Consider the following 25,399-nt stretch of genomic DNA (forward strand, 5'->3'; position numbering starts at 1 on the left):
GGGAAATGAACCGGTCCCGGCGCACCTTCAAGGGTGCCGGGGTCCGGGCCTTCAAGCGCCCATGCCTTCCTCGAAGGACGCCGCGGCCATCGGCCAGGTCAGGTGATCGCGCACATAGGCGATGCCATTGGCGCTGGTCCAGTCGAGGTCCTTGTGCGCGCTCTCGGCCTCGACGACCAATGGGGCGGTGGACCGGCCGGTGACCTGGCAGTAACGCGACGGATAGCCGATGTGCAGGAGCAATTCGGCGTAGCGCTGCATGTTGATGTCCCCCGAGGGCAGGTCCACAAACTGCATGGCCCGTTTGGGCCATTCGGCCTGAATGGCGCGGAGCGGGAAGCCGGGGCGGATGACGAAGTTCTTGATGTGCGCGGCATACACGCGCGAACCGACTTTGAGGAAGCGCGTCTCCCAGCTTTCGCCCTCCCAGCAATGAGACGGGTCGGCATTGACCGCCAGGCATTTGTCGCCGTCGCAGATGTCCACCAGCATCAGGAAGTCATCCGCGCACATGGCCGCGGTGCCCGGGTGGATTTCATGGCACAGAAACAGCCCGCGTTCATTGGCGGCCTTGCGCAGTTTGGCGGTCTTTTTCACGAACCGCTCCTGGCCTTCCTTGATGAGGTCGTAGTCGGCCCCTTTCCAGAAGCCCCACGGGTAGCCGGTGGCCACTTCCCAACCAAAGGCCACGCCCCAGAACATGGGCAGGGTTTTGACGCCCAGCTCGGCGGCCAGGTCGAAGAGCTTCAGCAAATAGTTCTCGGCCCACTTTTCGATTTCGGGCGGGGATTTCTTGGCCACGTCGGCCGGGATAAAGGGGCGAATGGTGGGGCTGCCCGTCCAGGCCGTGGTGTGCACCCAGAAGGGGCAGTGGCAGGAAATGCCGTCCAGAGTCAGGCCGGCTTCCTCGAAGGTGTCCTTGATTTCCTTGGCGCTCTTGAAGAGCTTGCCGCCCTGCAACATGTAGTTGGAAGGTTGGGCTCCGGTGGCGCCGGAACGTTTGGCATAGGCGAGGAACTCCGCCAACGACTTGGCCCCGTGCTGGGCTCCTTCGATGCTCGGGTGGAAGACTTGCTGTGCCATGGTTGTCCTCTGGTTCGTTTGGTTGCGGTTGCCAGTTTGCTGACCTCCAACTAATAACCCCCGCCGAAGCAAGGCAACCGCAAAGTGAGCGGTTGGACCCGACGGCCGCGGCCTGCCGGCTCCGGGCGATCAGGGCGGGCGGGAATCGCCGTTTCCTTCTCGACGCGTCCCGGACCGGTCGGTACGTTGCCGCCCAATGTGGACAAAGACACGCCTATGGACGAGCTGTTGAAGATCCTGGCCAGCAACGCGCTGGAATCGCGGGAGACGATTGCCCGCATGCTGAACCTGTCGGTGGAAGAGGTTCAGGCCCGCATTGCCGAGTACGAGCGCGCAGGGATTATCCGCGGGTATCAGGCGATTCTGAACGAGGACCAGCTGGACCTGGACAAGGTCACGGCCGTGATCGAGGTCAAGGTGACCCCGCAGCGGGAGGGCGGCTTCGACCGGATCGCGGAGCGGATCAGCCGGTTTCCCGAGGTGCGCTCCGCGTATCTCATGAGCGGGGCCTACGATTTGCTGCTGTTTGTCGAGGGACGCAATCTGCGGGAGGTGGCCGCTTTCGTGAGCGAAAAACTGGCCCCGCTGGAGGGGGTGTTGTCCACGGCCACGCATTTCATGCTCAAGACGTACAAGCGCCTCGGTGTGTTGATGCATCCGGAGACCCCCGATGAACGCCTCGCTGTCTCTCCGTGACCGGCTGGCCCGGCAGGTGCGCGACATCCCGCGCTCCGGCATTCGTGATTTCTTCGACATCGTCAGCACGATGCGGGACGTGATCAGTCTCAGCATCGGCGAGCCGGATTTCGACACCCCGTGGCATGTGCGAGAGTACACGGTTTTCGCGCTGGAACGCGGGGCCACCCATTACACCAGCAACCTCGGCTACCTGGAGTTGCGGCGCGCCCTGTCCCGGTACGTGGCCCGGCAGTTCGGTGCCGAATACAACCCGGAGACCGAGATCCTCGTGACCGTGGGCGTCAGTGAGGCCCTCGACCTGGCCCTGCGCGCCCTGCTCAACCCCGGTGACGAGGTCCTGTACCACGAGCCCTGCTACGTGTCCTATCGGGCCCTGGTGTTGTTTGCCCACGGCGTGCCCGTGGCCGTGGAAACCCGCGCCGAAGACGGGTTCCGTCTCACCCGCGCGATGCTGGAGGCCCGGGTAACCCCGCGCACCAAGGTGCTTCTGCTCAATTTCCCCAACAATCCCACGGGCGCGGTGATGAGCCGACAGGACCTGGAGGAAATCGCCGCTTTCGTGCGGGAACACGACCTGTTGGTGATCACTGACGACATTTATGCCGAACTGACCTACGATCAGCCCCACACCAGCATCGTCAGCCTGCCCGGGATGCGGGATCGAACGATCCTCCTGCACGGCTTTTCCAAGGCCTGGGCCATGACCGGTTTCCGGCTCGGCTACGCGTGCGCTCCGGCGGAACTGACCGAGGCCATGATGAAGATCCACCAATACACCATGCTCTGCGCCTCGTCCCTCAGCCAGAAGGCGGCCCTGGAAGCGCTCAGTCGGCCGGAACAGGACGTGGCCGAGATGGTGGAGGAATACCGGCGCCGCCGAAATTTCATCGCCTCGGCGTTGGCGGATCTCGGTCTGCCCTGCACGCGCCCGTTGGGGGCTTTCTACGCCTTCCCCAACATTTCGCGGTTCGGGCTTTCGTCGAAGGACTTCGCCCTGCGCCTGCTGCGCGAGGAGAAAGTGGCCGCGGTTCCGGGCACGGCGTTTGGAGAATGCGGCGAAGGCTTCCTGCGGTGTGCCTATGCCACGAGCATGGACAAACTGAAGGAAGCCATGGAGCGGCTGGCGCGCTTCGTGCAGCGGCTGGAGCGGGAGCGTCGTTAAGGCCTCGACCCTCACGGTCGGTTCCCGGCGTGTCCTGCGGGCGGCCGCAGTCCGGCCCGGCCCGGGGCGTGCTGGAAGCTCCTCGAAAACCCGGCCCCTGTTCCACCCGGCCCGCAAGGTGGTCTGCTGTTGAGGCCCCCTTTTGGGGTCGGCATGCATGGCCACCTTTCCGGGGAGTCGAACCCATGAGGGGCCGGGCAACAGCAGAAGCGAGCCATGGACGGCAGGCGGGGACCGAGCCAACAGGTCCCGGCGCTATGGCCGGCCGGTGACGGCGCGTGTCTCAGGAGGAAGAGGTGGAAAGGGCCCACCGGCGGGCCAGAACGGCTGCGCCGGTGATCCCCGCGTCGTCGCCCAGCCGGGAGGCCATGATCTTGAGTCGGGCGCAACTTCCGGGCATGGCATGTTCCCGAGCCGTGCGACTGATGCGGGGCAACAGTTCCGGCCCCAGCGCCTGCATGAGGCCGCCGCCCAGGACCACCACTTCGGGGTTGAGCAGATTGATCAGATTGGCCACGCCGATGCCCAGATAATCGGCGGCCTGCAACAGGATGCGGCGCACGAGTTTGTCCCCCCGCTTCCAGGCCTTGCGCAGATCGTTGCTCCGCAGGTCCTCCAAATCCTCTCCCAGCCACTCGGTCAGGACGGTGTTCTCCCCGCCTTCCACGGCTTCGCGGATGCGGCGGAAAATCGCGGTGCGACTGGCCACGGCCTCCCAACAGCCGCGGTTGCCGCAGCCGCACCTGGGGCCGTTGACCTCGACGATCATGTGGCCGATCTCTCCGGCGGTGTGCGAGCAGCCCTCGTAGAGCCGGCCCTCCAGAATCAACCCGCCGCCGATGCCCGTACCCACAAAGACGCCCACCACATGACGCGGACGCGCCCGCAGTTCCACCTCGTACACGCCCAGGGCGCAAACGTTGGCGTCGTTGCCGATCACAACGGGCCGCTCTAGGGCCCGGGTCAGTTTGCGACCCAGCGGAATGTTGCGCCACCCCGGCAGGTTGGGAGCAAACCGGACCGTGCCGCGGGCGGCATCCACGGCCCCGGGAGCGCCGACGCCGATGGCCGCGACGTCCCCGGTGCTTTTGCCCGCGGCTTCCAGCGCCTCCCGAACGCAACGCACGATGCGTTCCAGCACCACCTCCACCCCGCGCTCGGCGCGCGTACTGACCTTGGCCGTGCCCAACAAGCGAAGCTGCGCGTCAAACACCCCCGTCAGGATCTTCGTTCCCCCCAGGTCCACCCCCACCCAGCAACCGGAGTCCCGTTTCGCCATGGCTCGTCACTTCAGGGGGCGTCCCGACAGGACCGCCTGGATTTTGCGGCGCAGCTCCGCGTTGATCACCTCGATGGGCCGATGCCCGTCGATGATGTGAAACCCGTAGATCTTCTGAAGCCTCCGAAACTGTTCCGCCATCAACGTCTGATACTTGAGGAAGCTGTCGAACATGTCGCGGGACAGGCCCAGGTCCATCCCGCTTTCCCAGTAATCCAGGGCGGCGTATTTGGCGAAGGTGCGCTGCACCAGTTCCTCCGGAGCGACATTCAGGTAAAAAACCGCATCGGGCACCACCGCCATGCCGTACAGATTGCGCAGCCAGGCCTCGTCCATGCCGCGGACCAGGTCCCGGGCCATGAGCGTGTAGATGTACCGATCGGCCAGCACCATTTGGCCGGCGCGCAACCCGGGCAGGATCTGGTTCTCCAACTGATCGGCAAAATCGGTGGCGTAAAACAGGCTCAGCGTGGTATGGCTGAGGATGTTGCCCTGTTGGGCGCGTTCCAACTCCTCGCTGACCAGCCGCGAGCGTTTGAGCCCCACCTGTACGGTGGAATGCCCGCAGCTTTCCAACCAATCGACCAGCAACCGGATCTGCGTGGATCGGCCGGAGCCGTCCGCCCCCTCGATCACGATGAGGTGACCGATCAGTTTCTCCGGTTGCACGCCGGGGATGCCGTGCCCGTAAAAACGGTGCGGCGTGCGGCGGGGCACGATGACGTAGGGCCGGCGGGGGGAAGCAGGCTTGCCTGTCATGGGACTCAAGAGGTGCGGGTCGAACGCGCGGCGGAACGCCGGGGCAGCCGCGTGCGGCGGAAGTCATCGAGGTTCAGCCGCGCCGAGACGATGGCGCGCACGATCTGTTGTTGGGCTTCGATCGTCTGGTTGGCGTCCACCACGTGAAACCGGAACTCGGTGCTCATGGCCAGGTACTGCTCCAACAACCGTCCCTGGAAAATGCGAAAGCTCTCGTAGATGTCGCTGGAGAGCCGCAGATCCATGCCGGCCTCGTAGAACTTCAGCTGGGGCCGGCCGTCGAGGATGCGCGCCAGGGAGACCTCCAGGTCGGCTTTGAAGAAAAAGGTCAGGTCCGGGAGGGCGGCGAAGCTGTAGATGCCGCGCACCCAGGCCGGCGGGCAGCCGCGGACCACGTCGCGCGCAAAGGCGGTGAACACGTAGCGGTCGCACAGCACCAGGTAACCGGCCCGCAACAGCGGAACCAGATGGCGCTCGTACCGGTCGGCGAAATCGGTGGCATGGATCAGGCAGAACGTCGTGGGCGTGAGCAACTGCTGGGCCTTGCCCCGGCTGGTGGCGCTCTTGACCAGTTCGGAGGAGTTCCACTCGCTGAGGAAAACTTTGAGATCCTGGTCCTCCAGCCACCGCTTCAACAGATGGAGCTGCGTGGATTTCCCGGAACCGTCAATGCCCTCGACCGCGATGAGGCGTCCGGGGAACCCGAGTTGGGCAAACGTCTTCATGCCTGCGTGTGGCAGCATAGTCACGGGAGGGTGACACTTCAACCCGCAGCTGCCCGTCGCGCTTGCCCCGCCGGCCGCAAAGGCGCTAGGGTAGAACGGTGTCGCGGCCCGGACACGGGGCCGGGCCCGACCCTCGGGCCGGTTGCCGCAACCGCCGCGCGGATCCGGGGGATCCGACCCGCACTCGCGGCTCCGCACACTGGATGGTATTTGAGAGGACGGATGCGCCAAAAAACCGAAGGTCACCGGAACGGCTTGCGCCGGCCGGGGGCATTTACCCTGATCGAGTTGCTGGTGGTCATCGCCATCATCGCGATTCTGGCAGCCATGCTTCTGCCCGCTCTCGGCCGTGCCAAAAGCAAGGCCCAGGCGGTCAGTTGCCTCAACAACATGCGGCAATGGTCCCTCGGGTTCCGCATGTACGCCGACGACAACAGCGACTTCGTGCCTGAAGAGGGCAACACCACGGTCTCCATCATCGACCCGCAAAACACGGAGGCCTGGTACAACACCGTTGCCGTTTACATCAACCAACCCCGCCTGGCGGACCTCTACATGCGGACGCCACCGGCGCCCCCGCTGCCCACCACCAAGAGTGTCTTTTCCTGTCCCAGCACTCCGGATCCCTCTCGGGCGGCCATACCCTATGCCAACCCGCCGAACTACACGCGCGCCTTCTTCATGTACGGCGAGAACGGCCGACTCTGCATCAACCGGAACACCCGTGCGCAACTGGGCATCGTCAACACGCGCTTCTCCAGCATCAAGAAGCCCGTTGACACCATCCTAGTGGCGGAGGTGGACCCGAACTCTCCGCAAAACACCGCCCCGGCCCAGTCCAATGTGACCGGGCAGTACGCCGTGGCGCGGCATGATCACCGGGGGAATTTCGCCATGGCGGACGGCAGTGGCCGCGTGGCCCGCACAAACGAGTTCCTGCGCACGGCCGCCGAATCCAACAGCGCGGCCGAAGAGTGGAAAATCCAGCGCCGCATGTACTGGTACCCGAGTGAAACCACGCCCAATTAAAACGGATCGCGTACGCGCGGAAAATCCACCCGGGATGCCCGGCCCCCGGCCGCTCCCTGCGGAACGGGTGGATTGGCCGCAAAGCCACGATCCCCGGTTCTTTTCCCACCTCGCTCCCCAACGCCCAACCACGGACAAACCATGAAACCCATTCACCTTGTTGCCGGCCTGGTGGTCGGGCTCTGCGCCGCCCGGGCCACCGTTTACGTCGATGAATCCTTCGATTATCCCGACGGTCCACTGAGCGAAGTCTCCGGCGGCCGTTGGGTGACCCACAGCGGGACTACAGGGCAAGTGGACGTGGTCTCGGGCGCGGCGTCCCTGACCCAGGCTGAATCGGAAGACGTCAGTCTGGCGATCACCAACGTCCCCGGCGCCGCGATTACCGAAGGGCTGCTTTATGCAGGGTTCACCGTCCGTTTCACCGCGTTGCCCTCCGGCGCCGGCACGTATTTCTGGCATTTCCGCGACACGGGCACCTTCAATTTCCGCGCGCGGGTGTTCGCCACGACCACCGGGGCCGGCTCGGGCAAATTCCGCTTCGGCATCGCCAACGGGGGGAACACCCCGGTGATCATCCCCACCGACTGCGACCTCGACACCGAGTACAAACTGGTGGTGCGCTACGACGTGGCCACCGCGGTGGCCACGCTGTGGTTGAATCCGTCTTCCGAGGAGTCCGCCGTGAACCGCGCGCAGGGCTCGGACAATACCACCAGCGTCCCCATTGTGTTCGTGGCCATGCGCCAGGCGCTTTCGGGCGGCAACGGGATGGGAAGCCTCTCTCTCGACAATCTTCGCATTGGCACCGAGTTTTTGGACGTTCACACCCCGGGCGGCACACCCACCATCAGCGGCATCCCTGACCAACATCTGGCCGCCGGAACCACCACCGGACCGCTGCCCTTCGAAGTGGACGACGTCGAGACTCCAGTCGACCAGCTGCAGGTCGCCGCGGTGTCCGACAATCCGCTGCTGGTGCCCAACGAACCAGAGCATCTGACGCTGAGCGGCACGGGCAAACAACGCACCCTGACCGTTACCCCGGTGCCCGGTCGGGAGGGGCTGGCCACGATCCAGGTGACCGTGCGCGATGGACAGGGTTTCGAAAGCAGCATCAGCTTCCGCGTTTACGTGGGCGAACCCACGATCTCCTCGCTGGCCAATCAGGTTGCGCCCACCAATACGGTGATTGGCCCGCTTGCCTTCACCGTGCAGGATGCCGAAACGCCCAACCAACTGGTGGTCACGGCCAGCTCCTCCAATGAAGCGCTCGTGCCCTCCGGCAACATCCTGCTCGGCGGCTCCGGCACGCAACGGACGGTCCGCATTGTCCCGGCTGCCGACATCTCCGGCACCGCAACCATCACCCTCACCCTCAGCGACGGAACCTGGAACATCCCCACGAGTTTTCAGGTAACCTTCTATCCGAAGTTCGGTCAGGTCCTGGCCGATCCCTTCGACTACCCCGACGGGCCGTTGATCGAAAGCTCGGGCGGGTTCTGGAGCACCCACAGTGGCACCACGGGCCAGCTGCAGGTGGTGCAAGGTCGGGTGCTGCTGACCCGGACCCAAACCGAGGATGTGAGCGCTGCGTTTACCAACTTTTTGCAGGCGGTCGGCCAAGGCATCGTGCTCTTCACCAGTTTCAAGCTCAACCTCACCAGCCTCCCCACTGGGGCCAACGGCGACTATTTCGCGCACTTCCGCGACATCGGCACCATCAATTACCGGGGACGCATCTTCGTGACCACCAACGGCGCGGCCCCGGGGACGTATCGAGTGGGCGTCGCCAACGGCGGTCCCACGCCCAACGCGGTGCTGCCCCGCGATCTCCAACCCAACACGACCTACCTCGTCCTGACCCGCTACAACGTGGACACCGCCGAAACGACGCTCTGGGTGAATCCCTCCGAGGAGTCCAGCGGCGGGGTTACGGCGACGGATCCGACCACGCCGGTGACGCTGTACTTCTTCAGCCTCCGGGAAAGTGGCGGCATCGGGGAGCTGAGCGTGGACGACCTCAAGATCGGCACGCAATGGAGCGATGTGTGGGAGGCTGCTGCGCCGGAACCGGAGCGGCTGCAGTACAGTTGGGACGGACAGCGGCTGGTGTTGCGCTGGAACCAGCCGGAGCTGCGATTGCAACAAGCCGACGAGGTACAAGGGCCGTACACGGATGTCGCGAACGCCGCCAGTCCCTACACCGTGCCCCTCGAGAGCCGGGCCCGGTTCTATCGCCTCGCTCACTGACACAAGAACGAAGTGGCGGGGTTCGGGCCCTGCTGGCCGACGCGCCGGCCGGGACGGCGTCGCGTCCGCCGGGGGTCCCTCCCCGGCGGCTCACGCCGCGTGGCTGACGAGCTCTCCCCGCCTCGTCACCGGCTGAACCCGGAACGGCAGGCTGCCATGGAGCGACTACGGCTCTCCATTCGCGGGGTGGTGCAGGGGGTCGGATTCCGCCCGTTTGTGCATCGGCTCGCCTGCGAGTTGGGGCTGGGGGGCTGGGTGCGAAACTCTCCTCAGGGCGTGACCGTGGAAGTCGAAGGCCCCCGGGAAACCCTGGAGCTCTTCCTGAGCCGCCTTGTGCAGGAACGGCCGGCCCACAGCTCCATTCAAAGCCTGGAAACGACGTGGCTCGACCCGCTCGGTCACCAGGGATTCACGATCCAGCCCAGTGAGCATGTCGGTCCAGTCCGGGCCCTGGTGCTTCCGGATATCGCCACCTGCGACGATTGTTTGCGCGAGCTGTTCGACCCGGCGGACCGCCGGTTCGCGTACCCCTTCATCAATTGCACCCACTGCGGCCCGCGCTACAGCATCATCACCGCGCTGCCCTACGACCGGCCGCACACTACCATGGCCGGGTTCGTCATGTGCGCGGCCTGTCAGGCCGAATACCACGACCCCGCCAACCGCCGTTTCCACGCCCAGCCGAATGCGTGTCCCCGCTGTGGTCCGCACCTGGAGCTTTGGTCGCCCCAGGGCCGCCGACTCGCCAGCAGCCGGCCTCCGGAAGGACGGAACGATTCCTCGGCTGCGGCCGCAGCCACGCTGGGTTTGCTCCGGGAGGTGGCCGACGCGTTGCGGTCCGGCGCGATCGTGGCGGTCAAGGGGCTGGGCGGATTCCACCTGATGGTGCTGGCCCGCCTGGAGGAGGCCGTCCAACGGCTCCGGCAGCGAAAGCACCGCGAGGCCAAGCCTTTTGCGCTCATGTTTCCCTCGGTCGCCCAGATTCGCCAGGTCTGCCGGCTGGAGCCGACGGAGCTGCGCGTGTTGACCGGGCCGGAGGCTCCCATCGTGCTGCTGCGGAGGCATGCCCGGCCGGATCCCGGCGCGCCACAGATTGCTCCGGCGGTGGCTCCGGGCAATCCGTCCCTGGGCGTGATGCTGCCGTACACGCCGCTCCATCATTTGCTGCTGCGCGAACTGGCCGAACCCGTGGTGGCCACCAGCGGCAATCTCAGTGACGAACCCATCTGCACCGACGAGCAGGAAGCCCTCGAACGGCTCGGTGGCATTGCCGACCTGTTCCTCGTCCACAACCGTCCCATTGCACGGCACGTGGACGATTCCGTGGTCCGTGTGGTGGATGGCCGCGAACTTCTGCTGCGCCGGGCCCGCGGTTACGCACCGCTGCCCGTTCCCCTGCCCGTGCGTGCCGCATCCGGCACCCCGGCGACCTCGGAGACGCCCCCGTCCGTGCTGGCCGTGGGGGCCCACCTGAAAAACACCGTGGGCCTGGCGATCGGCCGGGACGCGTTTCTCAGCCAACACATCGGCGATCTCGAAACCGAGGCCGCGGAACGGGCCTTCCGGAGCGTGGTTCGGGACCTGCCCCGACTGTACAACGCGCCGCCCGCAGTTGTGATTTGCGACCTGCACCCGGATTACCTTTCGACCCGGCACGCCCTGCGAATGGCCCATCTTGGCGAGACTGCTGCCGCCGACCCGGCGGCACCACAACCGCCGTTCTGCCGCGCGGTGCAGCATCATCTGGCCCACGTCCTTGCCGTGTTGGTCGAAAACGAGTTGGAGCCACCCGTGCTCGGGGTGGCCTGGGACGGGACCGGTCTGGGCTGGGACGGGACGGTTTGGGGAGGGGAATTCTTTCGTGTGGCACGCGGACAGGCGACGCGCGTGGCAACCTTCCGCCGATTTCGCCTCCCCGGGGGAGACGCCGCGGTCCGGGAACCGCGCCGCACGGCGCTGGGCCTGCTGTACGAGCTGTGCCGGGAGGATCCGACCCTGGAACCACGCGCGCGCGACTGCTGGAGACGCTGGTTCACAGCCCAGGAAACCGCGCTGCTCTGGCGCATGGCCGAGGCCGGCATTCACGCGCCGTGGTGCAGCAGTGTCGGACGGTTGTTCGATGCCGTGGCCTGCCTGGTGGGTCTGCGCAGTCGAAGCCAGTTCGAGGCCCAGGCGGCGATGGACCTGGAGTTCTGCGTGGACGCCGAAGCCGCCTGGGCTCCGTACCCGCTGCCCGTGCGCGAACCGCGCGCGCCCGGCGGACCGCGGGAGCTCGACTGGGGCCCGCTGATTCGCTCGATCCTCACGGAGGTCGCCACGGGCGTGTCCCCGGCCGTGGTGGCCACGCGATTCCACCAGAGCCTGGTCGCGGCCATCGTGGCCGTGGCCCGACTCGAGTCGTGCGAAGCGGTGTTACTGGGCGGCGGCTGCTTTCAAAACCAGTGGCTCCTGGCCTGGTCCGTCCGCCAGTTGCGCAGCTCGGGGTTCCGGCCGTACTGGCCGCAGCGCGTGCCCCCCAACGACGGGGGCATCGCCCTGGGTCAACTGGCTGCGCATCGGTTGGGCCTGGATCAGCCCTGTTCCCGCTGAGGCCGCGAGCTTGTGTGGTGGGGCGCGCAGCCCCACAAAGCGCGAAATGCCCCCTTTGCCATGCGCGAGCAAACCCGTGCTCCTGACTCTTCGGGGCCGTGGAAGCGATTGCCCTCGCCCGCCCGGAATTCGGAGGCGCATCCGAACCGGGGCAACGATTCCGGGGCGGCCGGCCTTGCAGGGCCGAAAGAAAGGATCGTAGGCTGGGCGCGGAGGATACCATGCAAGCCGTGCAGTGGATTGTGGTGGTGGATTCGCACACGGGCGGCGAACCCACACGGGTGGTGATCGAGGGCGGACCCGATCTGGGCCGCGGTCCGTTAGCGGAGCGGCGTCGCCGGTTCGAGAGCGAGTTCGATCTCTACCGCTCCGCCATTGTCAACGAGCCGCGGGGCTCCGACGTCTGGGTCGGCGCGCTCCTGGTTCCTCCCGAGGATCCGGCGTGCATCACCGGGGTCATTTTTTTCAACAACGTTGGGTACCTCGGCATGTGCGGCCACGGGACGATCGGCGTGGTGGCCACGCTGGCGCATTTGGGGCGCATTGGCCCGGGAGAATACCGCATTGAAACACCGGTCGGCGTGGTCCGGGCCACGCTCCACCCGGACGGACAGGTTTCGGTGGTGAATGTGCCCAGTTACCGCGTCCGCAAAGCCTACACCGTGGAAGTGCCGGGTCATGGTCCGGTGACCGGCGACGTGGCCTGGGGCGGCAACTGGTTTTTCCTGGTGGAGCACCACCATCTGTCGCTCTCGCTGGAGCACGTGGAGACTCTGACCGATTTCGCCTGGCGGGTGCGTCGAGCGGTGAACGCGCAGGGCTTTCCCGAGGTGGACCACGTCGAGCTGTACGGCCCCCCCACGCGCCCGGGGGCGCACGCGCGCAATTTCGTCCTGTGCCCCGGGGGCGCCTACGATCGGTCGCCGTGCGGCACGGGGACCAGTGCGAAACTGGCCTGCCTGGCCGCAGATGGTCGATTGGCCGAGGGCGAAACGTGGGTGCAGGAAAGCATCGTGGGCAGCACGTTCGCAGGACATTACCGGTGGTTGGATCGCCCACGCGGCTGGATCGAGCCCGTGATCACCGGGTCGGCCCACGTAAACGCGGAGGGGCGTCTGCGTCTGGACCCGGCGGATCCGTTCTGCTGGGGAATTCGCCGGTCATAGGAACGGGCTGCGGGGCCGGCCCGGGCCCGGGGCGATGGGCTCGGGTCGATCTGGCAGCTCCTTGGGCCCAAGGCTGCGGGACGTTGTCCTCGCCCGCGCGGGGCCGCGCAAGAACCGCCGACCCGGAATGCCGCCGGGCCCTGCACCCGGGGAACACAGCGGCTGCGGGCGCGAGCCCCTCACCGGCTGGCAGAGGAGCGATCCGCAGGGCCTGTGGGTTGGCCGTCCACAATGCGGAACAGGCCCAGCGGATTGGCCTCCTGCAGCGTCTCGGGCAACGCCGCGTCGGGAAAGTTTTGGTAGCACACGGGACGCAGGAAGCGAAGGATGGCCCGGGTACCGACCGAAGTGGACCGGCCGTCGGACGTGGCCGGGTAGGGACCGCCATGCACCATGGCGTGGCACACCTCGACCCCGGTGGGAAACCCGTTGAAGATGAGGCGACCCACCTTCAGTTCGAGCGCCCGGACCAGGTCGCGGTGCTCGATCAACTCCTCCGGCGTGGCGTGCAGCGTGGCGGTGAGCTGGCCCTCGAGGCTCTCTGCCACTGCCAACATTTGCGCAAAATCCCTGCACAGGATCACCAGGGTCGAAGGCCCGAACACCTCCTCCATGAGACTCTCGTGAGCAAGGAAAACCTCGGCGGTGGTGGTCAACAAGGTGGCTGCGGCACGGGTCCCGGCCGGGTCGGACTCGGCCCGCGCCGACGTCAGGCGTTGCACCCCCGGGATTTGCAGGCACCTTCGCACCCCGGCATGGAAAGCGGCACACAGCTCCGCGGTGAGCATGACTCCCGGTGGCGTGTTTTCCATGCGCTGCTGCAGCGCTGCCAGGAACCGATCCGTGTCGGGACCGGTCGGGGCCAGAACCAGTCCCGGACAGGTGCAGAACTGTCCCACCCCCAGGGTCAGCGAGGCATGGAGCCCCGCGGCGATGGTTTCCGCATTTTGACGAAGTGCCCCCGGCAGGAGGAAGACCGGGTTGATGCTGCCCATCTCGGCATAGACCGGGATGGGTTCCCGGCGCGCCGCGGCCGCGTCCATGAGTGCCCGCCCGCCCTGGCGCGATCCGGTAAAGCCCACCGCTTTGACCAGGGGATGCCGCACGAGCGCCTGGCCGATTTCCGAGCCCCGGCCAAACAGCAGGGCGAAGGTGCCCTCCGGAGCGTTGCATTCCCGCACAGCCTGTTGAATGAGACGTCCCACGATTTCCGAGGTGCCCATGTGGTTTTGGTGGGCCTTCACCAGAACGGTGCACCCGGCCGCCAGGGCCGAGGCTGTGTCCCCTCCGGCCACCGAGAACGCCAAGGGGAAGTTGCTGCTGCTGAAGACGGCCACCGGTCCGAGGGGAATGAGGTGCGACCGCACATCCGGCTTGGGCAGGGGCTGTCGGGTGGGATCGGCATGGTCAATGCGGGCATCCCAACACCAGCCCTGTTCGATGAGCGTTGCAAACAGTCGGAGCTGGTGACAGGTGCGGGCGGTTTCGGCCCGCAGCCGCGGCGGCGGCAGCGCGGTTTCGAGGTGGGCGCGCTGTTGGATCTCCGGTGCTGTGGCCTCGATCAGCTCGGCAATGCGCCGCAGCAGCCGGGCGCGTTCCGCCGCGGGCCACAACCGGAATTGTCGAAAGGCCTCCCAGGCTAGGCGCGCTGCACGATCCACGTCGGCAGCGTCGGCCCAGTAGTACGCGGGCTCAAGGTTCTCCCCGGTGGCGGGGTTCACCGCACGAGTGGGCGAACCTTTCGGCTCTGCGCAACCATGCCCGATCAAGGACAGACCCTCCAGTTTCATAGGCTCTCCGGCGCGAACCCTGTGCAAAGCGGTCCAACGCGACCGCGACCTCGCGTGCCGGTTCTTCGCAGCCGCGCAGGTCCGGCGCCACGGGCGGGACGAATCGCTTCCCGGATCATGGTCGAGAACGCGTGCAAGCGGTCGCGTCTTTGGGTCGTTGCGCGAGGCAGCGGCGGATGAGTTCCAGCGCCCTTTTGCGCTCGGCACCTGCCAGGGGCAGGCGCGGCGGTCGCACGCGCTCGCTGCCCGTACCCGTCTCCTGTTGGACCAGTTTGATCAGTTGCACGAATTTGTTGCTGGTGTCGAGGCGGAGCAGGGGAAGAAACCACTGGTACAGCGTTTCCAGCCGGGATTCCGGACCGCGACGGGCCAGTTCGAAGAGCGCCACCGATTCCCGCGGCAGGGCGTTGGCCAGCCCGGCGATCCATCCCACCGCCCCGGCGCGCACCCCTTCCACGATGAGGTCGTCCACCCCCACCAGCAGCGCCAGTCGCTCCCCGCACAAGGCCCGCAACGCGGTAATCCGACGGACATCGCCACTGGATTCCTTGACGGCGTGCAGATTGGGGTTCCGTTCCGCCAACTGCGCGATCTGCTCGGGCAAAAAATCTGTCCGATAGGCGATGGGATTGTTGTAAAGCATGCCGGAGAGGCCGCTGCTTCGCAGCACGCTCTCCACATGGCTCAACATCTCACGGGCGTCGCCGGCGTACACGTAGGGCGGCAGAATCATGAGCCCGGAGCAACGGATGCTCTCGGCCTCGCGGGCCAGTTCCACCGCCTCGGCGGTGCTCAGTGTGCCGATACCGGCCACCACGGCGGCACGGCCTTTGAGGGCATCAACGACCGTGCGCAAGATGGCCACCTTTTCCTCAAAACGCAGGGTGGGACTTTCCCCGAGGGACCCGAGGGCGACCACCCCCGTGCAACCGTGGTCCACCAGCCACCGTGCATGGCGCCTCAGGAATTCATGGTCCACCTGCCCATCGGCACGAAACGGGGTCGTGATGGCGGGCAGTACGCCCTCCCAGCGCATGGTGGATTGCTTTGCCTTCATGATGTGCGCGGTCTCAGTGGTAGCGGTCGGGCGCCAGCAAAGGCGGCGCGCTCTCCGAGCGCCGCCCGGCAATCGCCTCCGCCAGCCATTGTCCCGTGGCGGGCCCCAGACTCAATCCCAACATTGCATGCCCGGTGGCGATCCACAGATTCTCCCAGCCACTCGGGCGCCCGAGGTAGGGTAGGCCGTCCGGCGAGCAGGGCCGCAAGCCGGCCCAGGGCGGAATTCGGTCGAAATCCTCCGGACGGAAATCCGGAAAGTACCGGCAAAAAGAATTGACGAGGCCGCGGATCCGCACGGGGTTGATGGACGGATCCGTGCCCACCAGCTCCATGGTTCCGCCGACGCGCAGCGCGCCGTTCATCGGGGTGACCGCCACGCGGGCCTCCGTGCAGAGGCAGCCCATCTGGGGCCGCTGGCGCGGCGCGGGAAGGGTCAGACTGTAACCCTTGCCCCCCTGCAAGGGCAGTCGGAGCCCGAGTTTGGCAGCCAGTTCGGCGGACCACACGCCCGCTGACAAGACGAAGGCATCCCCCTCGACGGTGCTGCCGTCTCGGAGGCGCACCCCCCGGATGCGGTTGGCCTGCACCACCCAATCCTGCACTTCCGCCTGCCAGAGAAACCTCGCCCCCGCCTCGCCACTCATGCGCTGGAGCGTGCTCATGAAGCGGTCCGGTTTGAGATGACAGTCCATCGGATAGAACGCGGCTCCAACAATCTGCAGTTGGAGGCCCGGATTCATGCGCCGCACCTGTTCGGCGTCCAAGACCTCGGCGGGCATTCCCAGTTGCCGCGCCTGGGCCGCGGCTTTCGCCTCCTCTTCCAGCCCGTGCCCGGTGGCACAAAGCATCAGGAGTCCCTTTTTTTCGAGCCCGAGCTCCGGGCCGGCGTTCGCGGCCAGTTGCTCGAACGCCTGTCGACCTGCCAGAAGCAGGTCCCGCAGCACGGGGGCCGCTCGCTCGACGTGAGCCCGGGTGGCCGCTCGCCAAAAGCGCCACGCCCACCCCCACAGCCCGGGATCCAACCGCGGCCGCACGTAAAATGGCGAGTCGGGGCGGAACATCCATTTCAGAGCCAGTTTCACCATGCCGGGGGCCGCCAGCGGAATGAAATGGCTCGGCACGACGAGCCCGGCGTTGCCGAAGGAACAGCCGTCCCGCTCCGGTCCGTTCCGATCCAAAACGCAGACGTCCATCCCCCGGCGGACGCAGTACCACGCTGTGGAAAGTCCGATCACCCCCGCCCCCACGATGACCACCCGGGTTTTCATATCGCAAAGTTTCCCTCGGGCCTGCGGCGTTGACGAGGCTGCCGCGCCAAGCCGCCATGGCCCTGGACAGCCGGCAACTGGGCCGCGGCGCTCCATGGGCAGCCCGAAGCCCACACCGGGACCGCCACCGGCAGGCGGGTCGCGATCTTACGAACCGGCTGCCGGGCACCAGCGGCAGTTTACGAGGAGCCCAAGACACGCGCAAACTTCCGGGCCGGGCACCAGCCTGAATGAAACCCGGCATCGGGGCGCACTCGTGCCGCCCTGGAATCCCACGGCGCGCCCGCGGGCGTGCCCCCCTCGAACCTGATCGGCACAGCCATGGCCGGCATTCTAAACAGCGGCTGCGCCTCTTCCAGCACACCGCCTCACCAACTCGGCACACAACGCGGTGCGGTCGGCCAGCCAAAGCGGCTCTCCCCCGTGTTCGACAATCGCAAAACCCTCGCCACACGCAGGCCCGTTGAGCACACAGGCGTCGGTCCGGTACCGCGCCAGTTGGGCACGCGCCTCTGCGACTGCCTCTTGAGGGTTGCCGTCCACGACGTACTTCCAGCCCACCAACCAGGCGGTCGGAAACCAGCGGCGCAGCGAGGCAATGAGTTTGGGCGTGGGGATCAGCTCCACCCAAATCGGCCCCAGCTCCGTGGGAATCTTTCCAGCCGTGATTGGGCGGCGCAGCCCGGACGGCCCGATTTGCCACGCGGTGCCCGGCTTGTAGTCGCTAACCGCGGCGGCATGGAAGACGGCACCGAACCTTGTCCCGCTGCACTCCTGCAACAAACGCTCCAGACTCTCCGTGGTCGTGAATCGGCGCAGCTCCGCGGCGCGGGCGGGGAGGCTGCACGTGGCCAGTTCACCCAGCAGCAACGTCACCCGGTGTCCGGCCTCTGCGAGCGCGTTGGCGAGTTCGATGCCCAATCGGCCCGTGGAGAGATTCGTGAGCCTGCGCACGCGGTCCAGGGGCTCCCAGGTTGGACCGGCCGTGACCAGGCAGTTCATCTGGCGAAGCCGCAGTGCACCAGCCCGCAGCGCTACGTCAGGCGCATGGGCATCACGACGTAGAGGAACGGGCCGTTGACCTTGAGGACGCCCGGGCTCAGCTCGTCCGTGAGCTCGAGGAAGACCTCATCGTACTCGGTCAGGGCCGTCAACGGTTCGATGAGGTAGCGCGGGTTGAACGCAATGGCCAGTTCGTTGCCGGCATAGTTGATCGCCAGGCTCTCCCGTGCCTCCCCCACGTCGGGTGAATTGGCCGTGATCGCCAGATTATTGCGCGTGAAGGTGAGTTTCACCGAGTTGGCCTTGTCGCTGGTCATGAACTCGGCGCGACGCAACGCGTGCAAGAATTCCTCGCGGGGCAACGTGACTCGTTCGCGCGCCTCCGTCGGGATGACCTGCCGGTAATTGGGATAGTGGCCCTCCACCAGCTTCGTGATCAGCAGTACCGGAGCGCCCTTCTCGTCCTTGAACTCGAAAGCCGCCTGGTTCTCCGCAAAGCGGACCAGCACGTTCCCCGGGCCCGGAAGGAGCCGCGCCATCTCGCCCACGGCCTTCGCCGGCAGAATGAACTCCCCCTGTCCCTGCTCCGGCAGGTCCACCTCCTCCTCCACCAGCGCCAGGCGACGACCGTCGGTCGCCACCAAGGTGAGCTTGTGCTCCTTGAGGCTGAAGAACACGCCATTGAGCACGTACCGGGACTCGTCGGTGGACATGGCAAACGAGGTCTTGCGCAACATCCCGGCCAGGCGCTCCCGGGGCAGCTCGACCTGTTGCGCCTTGGGAAACACAGGCAACGGAGGAAATTCATCCGCACTGATGCCCCGCAGTCGATAGTAGGACGACGCAGCCCGCAAACTGCAGGTGTTTTTCTCGTCCACCTCCATCTCGATCTCGAGGCCGTTGAGCTCGCGGACGATGCCGAAAAGTGTCTTTGCGGGGACCGTCGTGGCACCCGGACTGCCCACGGTGGCCGGTACACTGCACGAGACGGTCATGTCCAGGTCCGTGGCGGTCAGTTCAAGCTGACCCGGTTGTGCGCGCAGCAGAACGTTGTGCAGGATGGGAAGCGTCGTGCGTCCCCCGGCCACGTTCTGCACGGCTTGCAGTCCGCTCAGGAGGTGCTCCTTGGCGATGGTCAGGTTCATGCGCTGCCTGGGCTACTAGGGTTCAACGAGCTTTCAAAACCGCCGTATTCTTAGGGGTTGTGAATAAGGCAGAATGCGCGCAGGTGTCAAGGAAAGGCGGGGAAATCAGGCCCTGATCCATGGTCGATAACCCGGGGACAAGGTGCGTGCCGGGCGTTCTCGGGCGAAGTTGTTCAGGACGTTCCTCCATTGTTCGCACTCCGTTGGACTGGTTATCCACAAGTTCTTGCACGTTCGACCACCCGCCGGAAGGCCTCGGCAATTCGGGGCACGTCGTCCGGAGTGTTGTCGCGACCGAGGGAGAAGCGGACCAGTCCGGCGGCCACCTGGGGCGGAACACCGAGGGCCATTGCCACGTGCGAGGGCTCCATGGCACCGGCCGAGCATGCAGATCCTGCCGAGGCGCAGACACCCTCCAGGTCGAGTCCGGCCACCAATGTGACGCTGTCGAGGTCCTCGACGGCCACTGCCAGCGTGTTGGGGAGGCGCGCCGTCCGCGGGCTCAGCAGATGAACGCCGGGGATCGACAAAAGCTCCGCGGCGAGCGAATCGGTGAGCGACTGGAGCCTTGCTGGGTCGAAGACCGGCGGCCGCAGGAAGCGTTCCATCGCAGCCACCAGACCCGCGATTGCCGGGAGGTTCTCGGTGCCGGCCCGGTTCTCGTTCTCGTGCGGCCCGCCGAACAGCAACGGCTGTACCCGCAATGGCGAGCGCACATACAACAGCCCGGCCCCCTTGGGACCGTGAAACTTGTGGGCGCAAAGGGACACCAGGTCGGCCCCGAGATCCCTCACCGAGGTGAAGGGCATCTTCCCGAAAAACTGGACGGCGTCCGTGTGGAACCAGACGCCCCGCTCCCGGCACAGAGCAGCCAGCGCCGGTACCGGTTGGAGCGTGCCGATTTCGTTGTTGGCGGCCATGATGGACACCAGGACCGTGTCGGGTTCGAACGCCGCGGCGAGGCGCTCCGGCTCCACGAAACCCTCGCGGGTCACGGGTAACCTGGTCACGCGAAACCCCTCGTGCCGCTCCAGGTGCGCCATCGCCTCCAGCACGGCATGGTGTTCGACGGCCGAAGTGATCAGGTGCCGCCCCCTGTCCCGCAGCGCGCGCGCCGCTCCCAGCACCGCCAGGTTCACGCTCTCGGTCCCCCCGCTGGTGAAGATGATCTCGCTCGGCTTGGCACCCAAGACGGCAGCTGCCCGTTCACGCGCCTCGTCCAGCGCGGCGCGGGCACGGCGGCCGTATTGATGAAGGCTGGACGGATTGCCCCAGATCTCCGTCAAAAACGGCCACATCGCCGACCGCACCTCCGGGTCCAGAGGAGTGGTGGCGTTGTAATCGCAGTAGATCGTGTGCATCGATGCTCCCAAATCTAGCCTGCGGCCAACGAACCGCGAGCCCGAAGGCGCCCCGCTGTTCCCATTGGCAGGGGAGGGGGACAGCAATTCGCGCCCGACAACCCCGGCGCAAGGCCAGACCGCAACGCCGGCTTCTTCCAGCCTCGGGACCACCATCGCATCGCTTGGGAATCGCGACGCCGTCAGGCGCCCGAGGTCCGGCTGCGGAGTGCGGATGATGCAGGCTCGCCTGCGGGCGTCCCCTCGCAACGGAGCGGCCCGGGCCGGGTGGAACCGCAGACGTGCAACATCAACGCTGCTCGCCCGATGCCGGCGGGGTCGGACTGGCGAGAGAAGCTCCCAAGCTTGGCGGCGTTGCCGGCGGCTTCCGCCTCGGCGGCCACAACCAGCAGCCCCCGGTACTGAACTGGATCCACCCCCATCGCAGCCAACGCAGCAGCGATACTGCCAGCCACAATGCCCAGGCCAACATGGCCAGCCGGTACCACCAAAGCGATACCGCCCACGCCTCGGGCAGGGGTAAATGAGGGCCGGTGCGCGGGCTGAACCAGCGATGCTCCCAGGTCGTTGAGCCATTTCCCGTGATGAACATCTCCACCCGACCCAGGAGACCAGCAGAGACCGCCATGTAGAGCACCGCCAACGCCATCACCGTCAGGAACACCAGGAGGACCTGAAACAGGTCTGCCAGCCACCAGCGCTGCTCCACCAGATTCCAGCTGCCCCGCAATTGGAGCCCCGCGAACCAGACCACCACCAACCATGCCACCCACACGGGCACCTGGGTCAATCCAACAAGCAGCAAAAACCATCCGAAATGACCCAACGGGCCGGCCTTGAGCCGGCTCAGGATCACGGCCATCACAGCCGCCAACGCCAGGACAGCCCAGAAGCGCACGGCCGGCCCGAGCACAGGTCCCCGCGTGCCAAGCACCCATCGATCCGTTGGCAACCGTACTACCTGCTGGACATTGGCGGCCTCCACCGGCAATCCCACAGCCGACGCGCGGATGCGGGACTGCAAGGGTTCGGACTCTTTCCATGAAACCATGATTTCCTGCTCGCCCGGCACCACCGGGACCAGAAGCCGATGGCCCACCCGCTGTGGCGGCAGGCTGTTCCCGTCGCGCTGCACCGACTCGATCTCCGCCCCCTGGGGGAGTTCCAAAACGAAGTCCTGACCGAGGCTTGAAACGACGCGCAGTCGCAGGCGGGTTGTGCGCAGTCGATGTCCCACGTCGGTCACGTGATCGACGGAACGCACCGTCAGGGTCGCGCCCGGGATCGGCTCCGGACGCGAGACACGCAGACGCGTTTTCTCTCCGGGCCACGGCCGCCAAACCGGGGCTAGGTCTCGGCCCTCCTCATAAACCGGGGCGAGCTCCTCGAACGCCACGTTCCACACCGGACCCGCCAGCAGCCGCCACTGCTCCGCCCACGTGTCGTCAGCGCGTGCCTCCAATACGAGGACCTCCACCGGGGCCAGTTCGCTTTCCCAGGAGAATTCTGCCTGCCCGGGACCCAGGTTGACCTCCACCCGACCCTCCTTGGGCGTGATGCCGCCGGTGAGGATCTGTTCCCCCGGCAGGATGGGCACGGCCACCGTCGCCGCCCTCACCGGCGGGGACAACCGACGCACCCGCGTCCGGACCTTCCAGCGCAGACCCAGCTCCAACTCTCGAAGCACTTCGAACGCCGGGACAAGCGGTTGCTGATCGTAGGCGGTGGATTGGGCGGTTCGGGCTCGTGCGCCGGGCTCGGCGGCCACGCGCTGGAAAAACACCTGCGATTGCGGGACACCTTCCGGGTCGATGCCGGTGAGGGTCCACCCGGGGGCCTGCACCGCCACACGACGCGGCCGCAAGAGGAACGACCACACCCACTCGTCCACTTCGGCCAGGAAGCCCTCCAGACGCACGTGATGGACGCCGGGGGACACAACGACCCACAAAGAGTTGTCTTCACGCCGCAAAGCCGCCACCGGCGCCCCGTCCAGGGTCACGCGGAGAGGGGACCACTGGGCAAACCGGGCCGGTAACGGCACCGCACACGTCGCCGCGGCTTCGATGCGGCTTTCCAACACAAGGTGTCGATTGGTCAGCGTCAGCGTGGCGAAGGGAATCTCGGCTGCGCCCGGAAAGGCCGGGGGAGCGGCCAGGAGACGTTCCCGCAACTGATTGAGCAGGTCGAGCGGCGGAAATTCGGACGCGGACAGCGGCCGCGGCCCCCCGAGGACCAACAACAACGTGGTGAACACCACGGCGGCCGAACCACCTGCGGCGGGTCGGGAAGCCTGGGGCGGGGCCACCGCGCCTAGGGGCCGGCTGGCAGCAGAGCGGCCGGAGGCACGCACCAGGACCAGCGCCAGCCACAACAACAACAGTGCCCGCAGCGTGCTCAGGCATCGCTCCAGCCAGCGCGGTATCAGCCACCAGCGTACCGTCTGATCCGGTTGGACCGGCCCGTTCCATTGGAACTCCACCCTGCGCCACGTCCATTCGGGCACGCCCGGCCCGGTTTGAATCCGGGCAGAAAGATCCTGTGCCAGATTCGCCGCGAGACCGGCATCCGCCGCACGATCGGGAGCGGCCGCCTCAAATGCGGCGCCCAGTTCCACTTTTCGCCAGGCAGATGGCAAGACGGCCCTCCTGCGGGGCTGGATCGCTTCGGGCTCCTTGACGGCGGCTGCGGCTGGCAGCGTGGTCACGGGAGACGGACCCGCACCGGGGACCCATTCGAGCTGGGGATACAGCGCTTGTTGGAGTTGCCGACCCACGAATGGCACGAGGGCAATCCCTAGCCACAGCAGTGCGACAGCCTGGGCAGCACGCAGGGCCAGTTCGGCCCGGGCCGTGCGCACCAGACGCAGCAGGGCCAACAAGACCAATACCACCCACCAGACCAGCCGGGGCGCCCCGGGCTCGTGATAAGCAAGCACCGCAGCCACCAGCGCCAGCGCCCCTGCTCGCCACCCCAGGAGTTGCCGCACGGCCAGAACAAAAATGAGCACACCAAACAGGTCCAGCAACGTCCACTTCCGCAGCCAGTCCCCTTGCACTCGGTCCGGCCCCCACAACGCGAGCAGACGCCATCCCACGGGCAGGTGCAGGACACCGCTCAGCTCGTCTGCCGACACCATCCATCCAGTGGCCGACATCGGCCCCCGAACCGGCTGCCGGCCCACACATTCGGCGGCGAACTCACGCACGCGGAGTTCGAACCCGGCCCGGCCCGTCAGCGGGTTCCGGGTCAGAAGCAGCCTCTCTTCGCCCAGCCGGGCCGAACCCAGCTCGACCCCCTCGGCCACATCCAGCCGCCAGAGCGTCTGACCGTTGCCCGCAATCACGTCGCGGAACGTCAGTGCGCGGCCGTCCTCGTCCAACCACCATTCCCGTTGCAGAGTCAGCCGACGGGTCGGGCCGGATCCCTGGCCGCGCATGCGTTCCACGATCCGCAGGACCCGTCGGGTATCCCATCGGTACACGGGCAGACCCCGCCACCGTTCCGGGAAACGGGTTTGGGAGGCATCCACCTGGTCCCCGCCCTCGAGTTCGACCACCCGGAATGCGGGGTTGGCCTGTAGTCCGATCAGCACGACCCCGCCCGGATGTCGGGCGTCGGAACCGAACTGCAGCTCTTCCTTTCGCCCGATCCGAAACGCATCCAGATGGACCTGCCATTGACCGGGCCGCACTTGCGCCCGAAGCCGTCCCTGTTCGTCCACCAGCACCGGGATGGGACTGCGGACCTGGGCCAGTTGCCAGCCTTCGGGCAACACCGTTCCCACCGTCTCCTCCCGCGGGCGCCCGGCCACGGACAATTGCACTTCCACACGCAGCCACTGGGGGTGACCATCTTCCAACACGCCAAACCAGTCAGCAGCCAGGAAATCCGGTTGCTGCTGTGGTTCCGCCGGTGCCGGTGGGGCTCGGAACCAGAGCCAGCCGGTGCCGTCCCAGGACGGGTGAGATACCCGCTGCCCTTCCAACGTGAGTTCGATCAGTCCGATTTCGGTCGGGACGGCCATCCGCAACGGGATCTGGCGCCAGCGAAACGACCCTTCCAAGCGCCACTGTCCGGGCGTCAGGCGTACCGTCGGCCGTTGCTGGCGAAGCACCACGGGGTGGGGTTTTCCGTTGGCCACGACTTCCTGGGGCCAGAGGCTCTCATCGCCGGGCAGCGGCACCCACGATTCCGCAAACACCTGCACTTCGAGGGCGAACCGCGCTCCCGCGGCGGTGACCTCCAGTTGCAATCGGCCGGGCCAGATCGTGCGTCGCTGGTTTGCGTCATCCCAGCGCGGCGGAGCATTCTGGGCCTCGAGCCCGTGGAGAACCCACGGGATCCAAGGGCGGAGGGATTCGGGCACCCACGCGGGAGTTCCGGACCCGGGAGAACCTGGGGGCTCCGAGGTCGAGGCCCACGAGGAGAGGATGACCTGGCAGACCAAGAGAACCCAACCGAACCTGGCCCCGGGCTTGTTCATGAACCCGAGACTGACCCTCGGACCCGCTGCCGTCAAGCGACTTGCTCGGAACCGGTGGGAACGGGGGCGCCGCGTGACCCCGCTGATGCGTGGGACACACCTAAATGCCGGAGCGGGAAGAACTCGAGAGGCCCATCTCGCGAACAGCCGCGGTTGCATTTGGTTTCCGAGCTCGAGGGCTGGTCAGAGTCCATGGGCATGCCTTGCTGCGGACGGGACCGAGGGGTCGAAGGAATGCACCAAGGGGTGACCCCGGCCCGGAAGTTGCCATGATCATGGCGGTTTCGACCTCGCTCGGCAGAGCGCGGCGCTTGGATGGATATGGGGAGGTGGACGCCCATGGTGCAGACTTTGGAGTTGGAGAAGAGGTGCCTTCTGACCCAACCCCTCCGTGCGATCGACAGTGTCTTGGCGGCGGGGGAAAGTCGTGGACCGGGCCAACGAGTCGGGCGTCAGGCCGTGAAGGTCCCCGTTTCGGAAGGGCTTGGGGGCCGGTGCCTCCGATCCCAACCATGGCCAAGGGGGAATGGAGAAGGCACAGCGG

Annotated in this window: 17 protein-coding genes; 6 read left to right on the plus strand and 11 right to left on the minus strand. The window is 66.5% G+C overall.

Annotated features, from left to right (window positions below; genetic code table 11):
* Window positions 1-51 precede the first annotated feature (51 nt).
* Window positions 52-1,083, minus strand: a complete 1,032-nt coding sequence (locus ACPDIT_RS05745) for a sugar phosphate isomerase/epimerase family protein (protein WP_423442219.1) — start codon at window positions 1,081-1,083, stop codon at window positions 52-54.
* Window positions 1,084-1,299: 216 nt separating this feature from the next.
* On the opposite strand from ACPDIT_RS05745, the gene ACPDIT_RS05750 reads away from it, so the two are divergent.
* A complete protein-coding gene (locus ACPDIT_RS05750) occupies window positions 1,300-1,779 on the plus strand; it encodes an Lrp/AsnC family transcriptional regulator (protein WP_423442220.1) in 480 nt (159 codons plus the stop codon).
* Window positions 1,754-2,944, plus strand: coding sequence for an aminotransferase class I/II-fold pyridoxal phosphate-dependent enzyme (locus ACPDIT_RS05755; RefSeq protein WP_423442221.1), 1,191 nt, complete (start codon window positions 1,754-1,756; stop codon window positions 2,942-2,944). The genes ACPDIT_RS05750 and ACPDIT_RS05755 overlap by 26 nt, the downstream gene beginning before the upstream one ends.
* 283 nt (window positions 2,945-3,227) lie before the next feature.
* On the opposite strand, the gene ACPDIT_RS05760 is transcribed toward ACPDIT_RS05755, so the two are convergent.
* The 3 genes from ACPDIT_RS05760 to ACPDIT_RS05770 are packed head-to-tail and all read right to left on the minus strand — an operon-like array spanning window position 3,228 to window position 5,725.
* Entirely contained in the window at window positions 3,228-4,223 is a 996-nt protein-coding gene (locus ACPDIT_RS05760) for an ROK family protein (protein ID WP_423442222.1), read from the minus strand.
* Between the two features lie 6 nt (window positions 4,224-4,229).
* Window positions 4,230-4,982, minus strand: a complete 753-nt coding sequence (locus ACPDIT_RS05765; RefSeq protein WP_423442223.1) for a dTMP kinase — start codon at window positions 4,980-4,982, stop codon at window positions 4,230-4,232.
* A gap of 5 nt (window positions 4,983-4,987) precedes the next feature.
* On the minus strand, window positions 4,988-5,725 hold the full coding sequence (locus tag ACPDIT_RS05770; protein WP_423442224.1) for a dTMP kinase: 738 nt from the start codon (window positions 5,723-5,725) through the stop codon (window positions 4,988-4,990).
* Between the two features lie 204 nt (window positions 5,726-5,929).
* Between ACPDIT_RS05770 and ACPDIT_RS05775 the strand changes: the two genes are divergently transcribed.
* The 4 genes from ACPDIT_RS05775 to ACPDIT_RS05790 all read left to right on the plus strand — a co-directional run bounded on the left by ACPDIT_RS05775 (window position 5,930) and on the right by ACPDIT_RS05790 (window position 12,744).
* Window positions 5,930-6,736, plus strand: coding sequence for a DUF1559 domain-containing protein (locus ACPDIT_RS05775; protein WP_423442225.1), 807 nt, complete (start codon window positions 5,930-5,932; stop codon window positions 6,734-6,736).
* Between the two features lie 141 nt (window positions 6,737-6,877).
* Window positions 6,878-8,989, plus strand: coding sequence for a hypothetical protein (locus ACPDIT_RS05780; RefSeq protein ID WP_423442226.1), 2,112 nt, complete (start codon window positions 6,878-6,880; stop codon window positions 8,987-8,989).
* 156 nt (window positions 8,990-9,145) lie between these two features.
* Window positions 9,146-11,578, plus strand: a complete 2,433-nt coding sequence (hypF, locus tag ACPDIT_RS05785) for a carbamoyltransferase HypF (protein WP_423442227.1) — start codon at window positions 9,146-9,148, stop codon at window positions 11,576-11,578.
* Window positions 11,579-11,799: 221 nt separating this feature from the next.
* Window positions 11,800-12,744, plus strand: coding sequence for a proline racemase family protein (locus ACPDIT_RS05790; protein ID WP_423442228.1), 945 nt, complete (start codon window positions 11,800-11,802; stop codon window positions 12,742-12,744).
* 179 nt (window positions 12,745-12,923) lie between these two features.
* Here ACPDIT_RS05790 and ACPDIT_RS05795 read toward each other — a convergent pair whose 3' ends face one another.
* From ACPDIT_RS05795 to ACPDIT_RS05825, 7 genes are all read right to left on the minus strand, one after another.
* On the minus strand, window positions 12,924-14,534 hold the full coding sequence (locus ACPDIT_RS05795; protein ID WP_423442229.1) for an aldehyde dehydrogenase (NADP(+)): 1,611 nt from the start codon (window positions 14,532-14,534) through the stop codon (window positions 12,924-12,926).
* 115 nt (window positions 14,535-14,649) lie between these two features.
* Window positions 14,650-15,591, minus strand: a complete 942-nt coding sequence (locus tag ACPDIT_RS05800) for a dihydrodipicolinate synthase family protein (protein WP_423442230.1) — start codon at window positions 15,589-15,591, stop codon at window positions 14,650-14,652.
* A gap of 13 nt (window positions 15,592-15,604) precedes the next feature.
* On the minus strand, window positions 15,605-16,861 hold the full coding sequence (locus tag ACPDIT_RS05805) for an FAD-dependent oxidoreductase (RefSeq protein WP_423442231.1): 1,257 nt from the start codon (window positions 16,859-16,861) through the stop codon (window positions 15,605-15,607).
* 333 nt (window positions 16,862-17,194) lie between these two features.
* Window positions 17,195-17,863, minus strand: a complete 669-nt coding sequence (locus tag ACPDIT_RS05810) for a phosphopantothenoylcysteine decarboxylase (protein ID WP_423442232.1) — start codon at window positions 17,861-17,863, stop codon at window positions 17,195-17,197.
* 32 nt (window positions 17,864-17,895) lie between these two features.
* Window positions 17,896-19,008, minus strand: coding sequence for a DNA polymerase III subunit beta (gene dnaN / locus ACPDIT_RS05815; RefSeq protein WP_423442233.1), 1,113 nt, complete (start codon window positions 19,006-19,008; stop codon window positions 17,896-17,898).
* A 212-nt stretch (window positions 19,009-19,220) separates the two neighbouring features.
* Window positions 19,221-20,369: a cysteine desulfurase family protein gene (locus tag ACPDIT_RS05820; RefSeq protein ID WP_423442234.1), complete on the minus strand. Its 1,149-nt coding sequence runs from the start codon at window positions 20,367-20,369 to the stop codon at window positions 19,221-19,223.
* Between the two features lie 289 nt (window positions 20,370-20,658).
* Entirely contained in the window at window positions 20,659-24,738 is a 4,080-nt protein-coding gene (locus ACPDIT_RS05825; RefSeq protein WP_423442235.1) for a hypothetical protein, read from the minus strand.
* Between the last annotated feature and the right edge of the window lie 661 nt (window positions 24,739-25,399).

It is taken from the genome of Limisphaera sp. VF-2 (assembly GCF_049537125.1).
GTDB lineage: Bacteria > Verrucomicrobiota > Verrucomicrobiia > Limisphaerales > Limisphaeraceae > Limisphaera.

Coding starts and splice junctions, on each gene's coding strand:
- ACPDIT_RS05745 (WP_423442219.1), bottom strand. CDS start 1,083: ATGGCACAGCAAGTCTTCCACCCGAGCATCGAAGGAGCCCAGCACGGG.
- ACPDIT_RS05750 (WP_423442220.1), top strand. CDS start 1,300: ATGGACGAGCTGTTGAAGATCCTGGCCAGCAACGCGCTGGAATCGCGG.
- ACPDIT_RS05755 (WP_423442221.1), top strand. CDS start 1,754: ATGAACGCCTCGCTGTCTCTCCGTGACCGGCTGGCCCGGCAGGTGCGC.
- ACPDIT_RS05760 (WP_423442222.1), bottom strand. CDS start 4,223: ATGGCGAAACGGGACTCCGGTTGCTGGGTGGGGGTGGACCTGGGGGGA.
- ACPDIT_RS05765 (WP_423442223.1), bottom strand. CDS start 4,982: ATGACAGGCAAGCCTGCTTCCCCCCGCCGGCCCTACGTCATCGTGCCC.
- ACPDIT_RS05770 (WP_423442224.1), bottom strand. CDS start 5,725: ATGCTGCCACACGCAGGCATGAAGACGTTTGCCCAACTCGGGTTCCCC.
- ACPDIT_RS05775 (WP_423442225.1), top strand. CDS start 5,930: ATGCGCCAAAAAACCGAAGGTCACCGGAACGGCTTGCGCCGGCCGGGG.
- ACPDIT_RS05780 (WP_423442226.1), top strand. CDS start 6,878: ATGAAACCCATTCACCTTGTTGCCGGCCTGGTGGTCGGGCTCTGCGCC.
- hypF (WP_423442227.1), top strand. CDS start 9,146: ATGGAGCGACTACGGCTCTCCATTCGCGGGGTGGTGCAGGGGGTCGGA.
- ACPDIT_RS05790 (WP_423442228.1), top strand. CDS start 11,800: ATGCAAGCCGTGCAGTGGATTGTGGTGGTGGATTCGCACACGGGCGGC.
- ACPDIT_RS05795 (WP_423442229.1), bottom strand. CDS start 14,534: ATGAAACTGGAGGGTCTGTCCTTGATCGGGCATGGTTGCGCAGAGCCG.
- ACPDIT_RS05800 (WP_423442230.1), bottom strand. CDS start 15,591: ATGAAGGCAAAGCAATCCACCATGCGCTGGGAGGGCGTACTGCCCGCC.
- ACPDIT_RS05805 (WP_423442231.1), bottom strand. CDS start 16,861: ATGAAAACCCGGGTGGTCATCGTGGGGGCGGGGGTGATCGGACTTTCC.
- ACPDIT_RS05810 (WP_423442232.1), bottom strand. CDS start 17,863: ATGAACTGCCTGGTCACGGCCGGTCCAACCTGGGAGCCCCTGGACCGC.
- dnaN (WP_423442233.1), bottom strand. CDS start 19,008: ATGAACCTGACCATCGCCAAGGAGCACCTCCTGAGCGGACTGCAAGCC.
- ACPDIT_RS05820 (WP_423442234.1), bottom strand. CDS start 20,369: ATGCACACGATCTACTGCGATTACAACGCCACCACTCCTCTGGACCCG.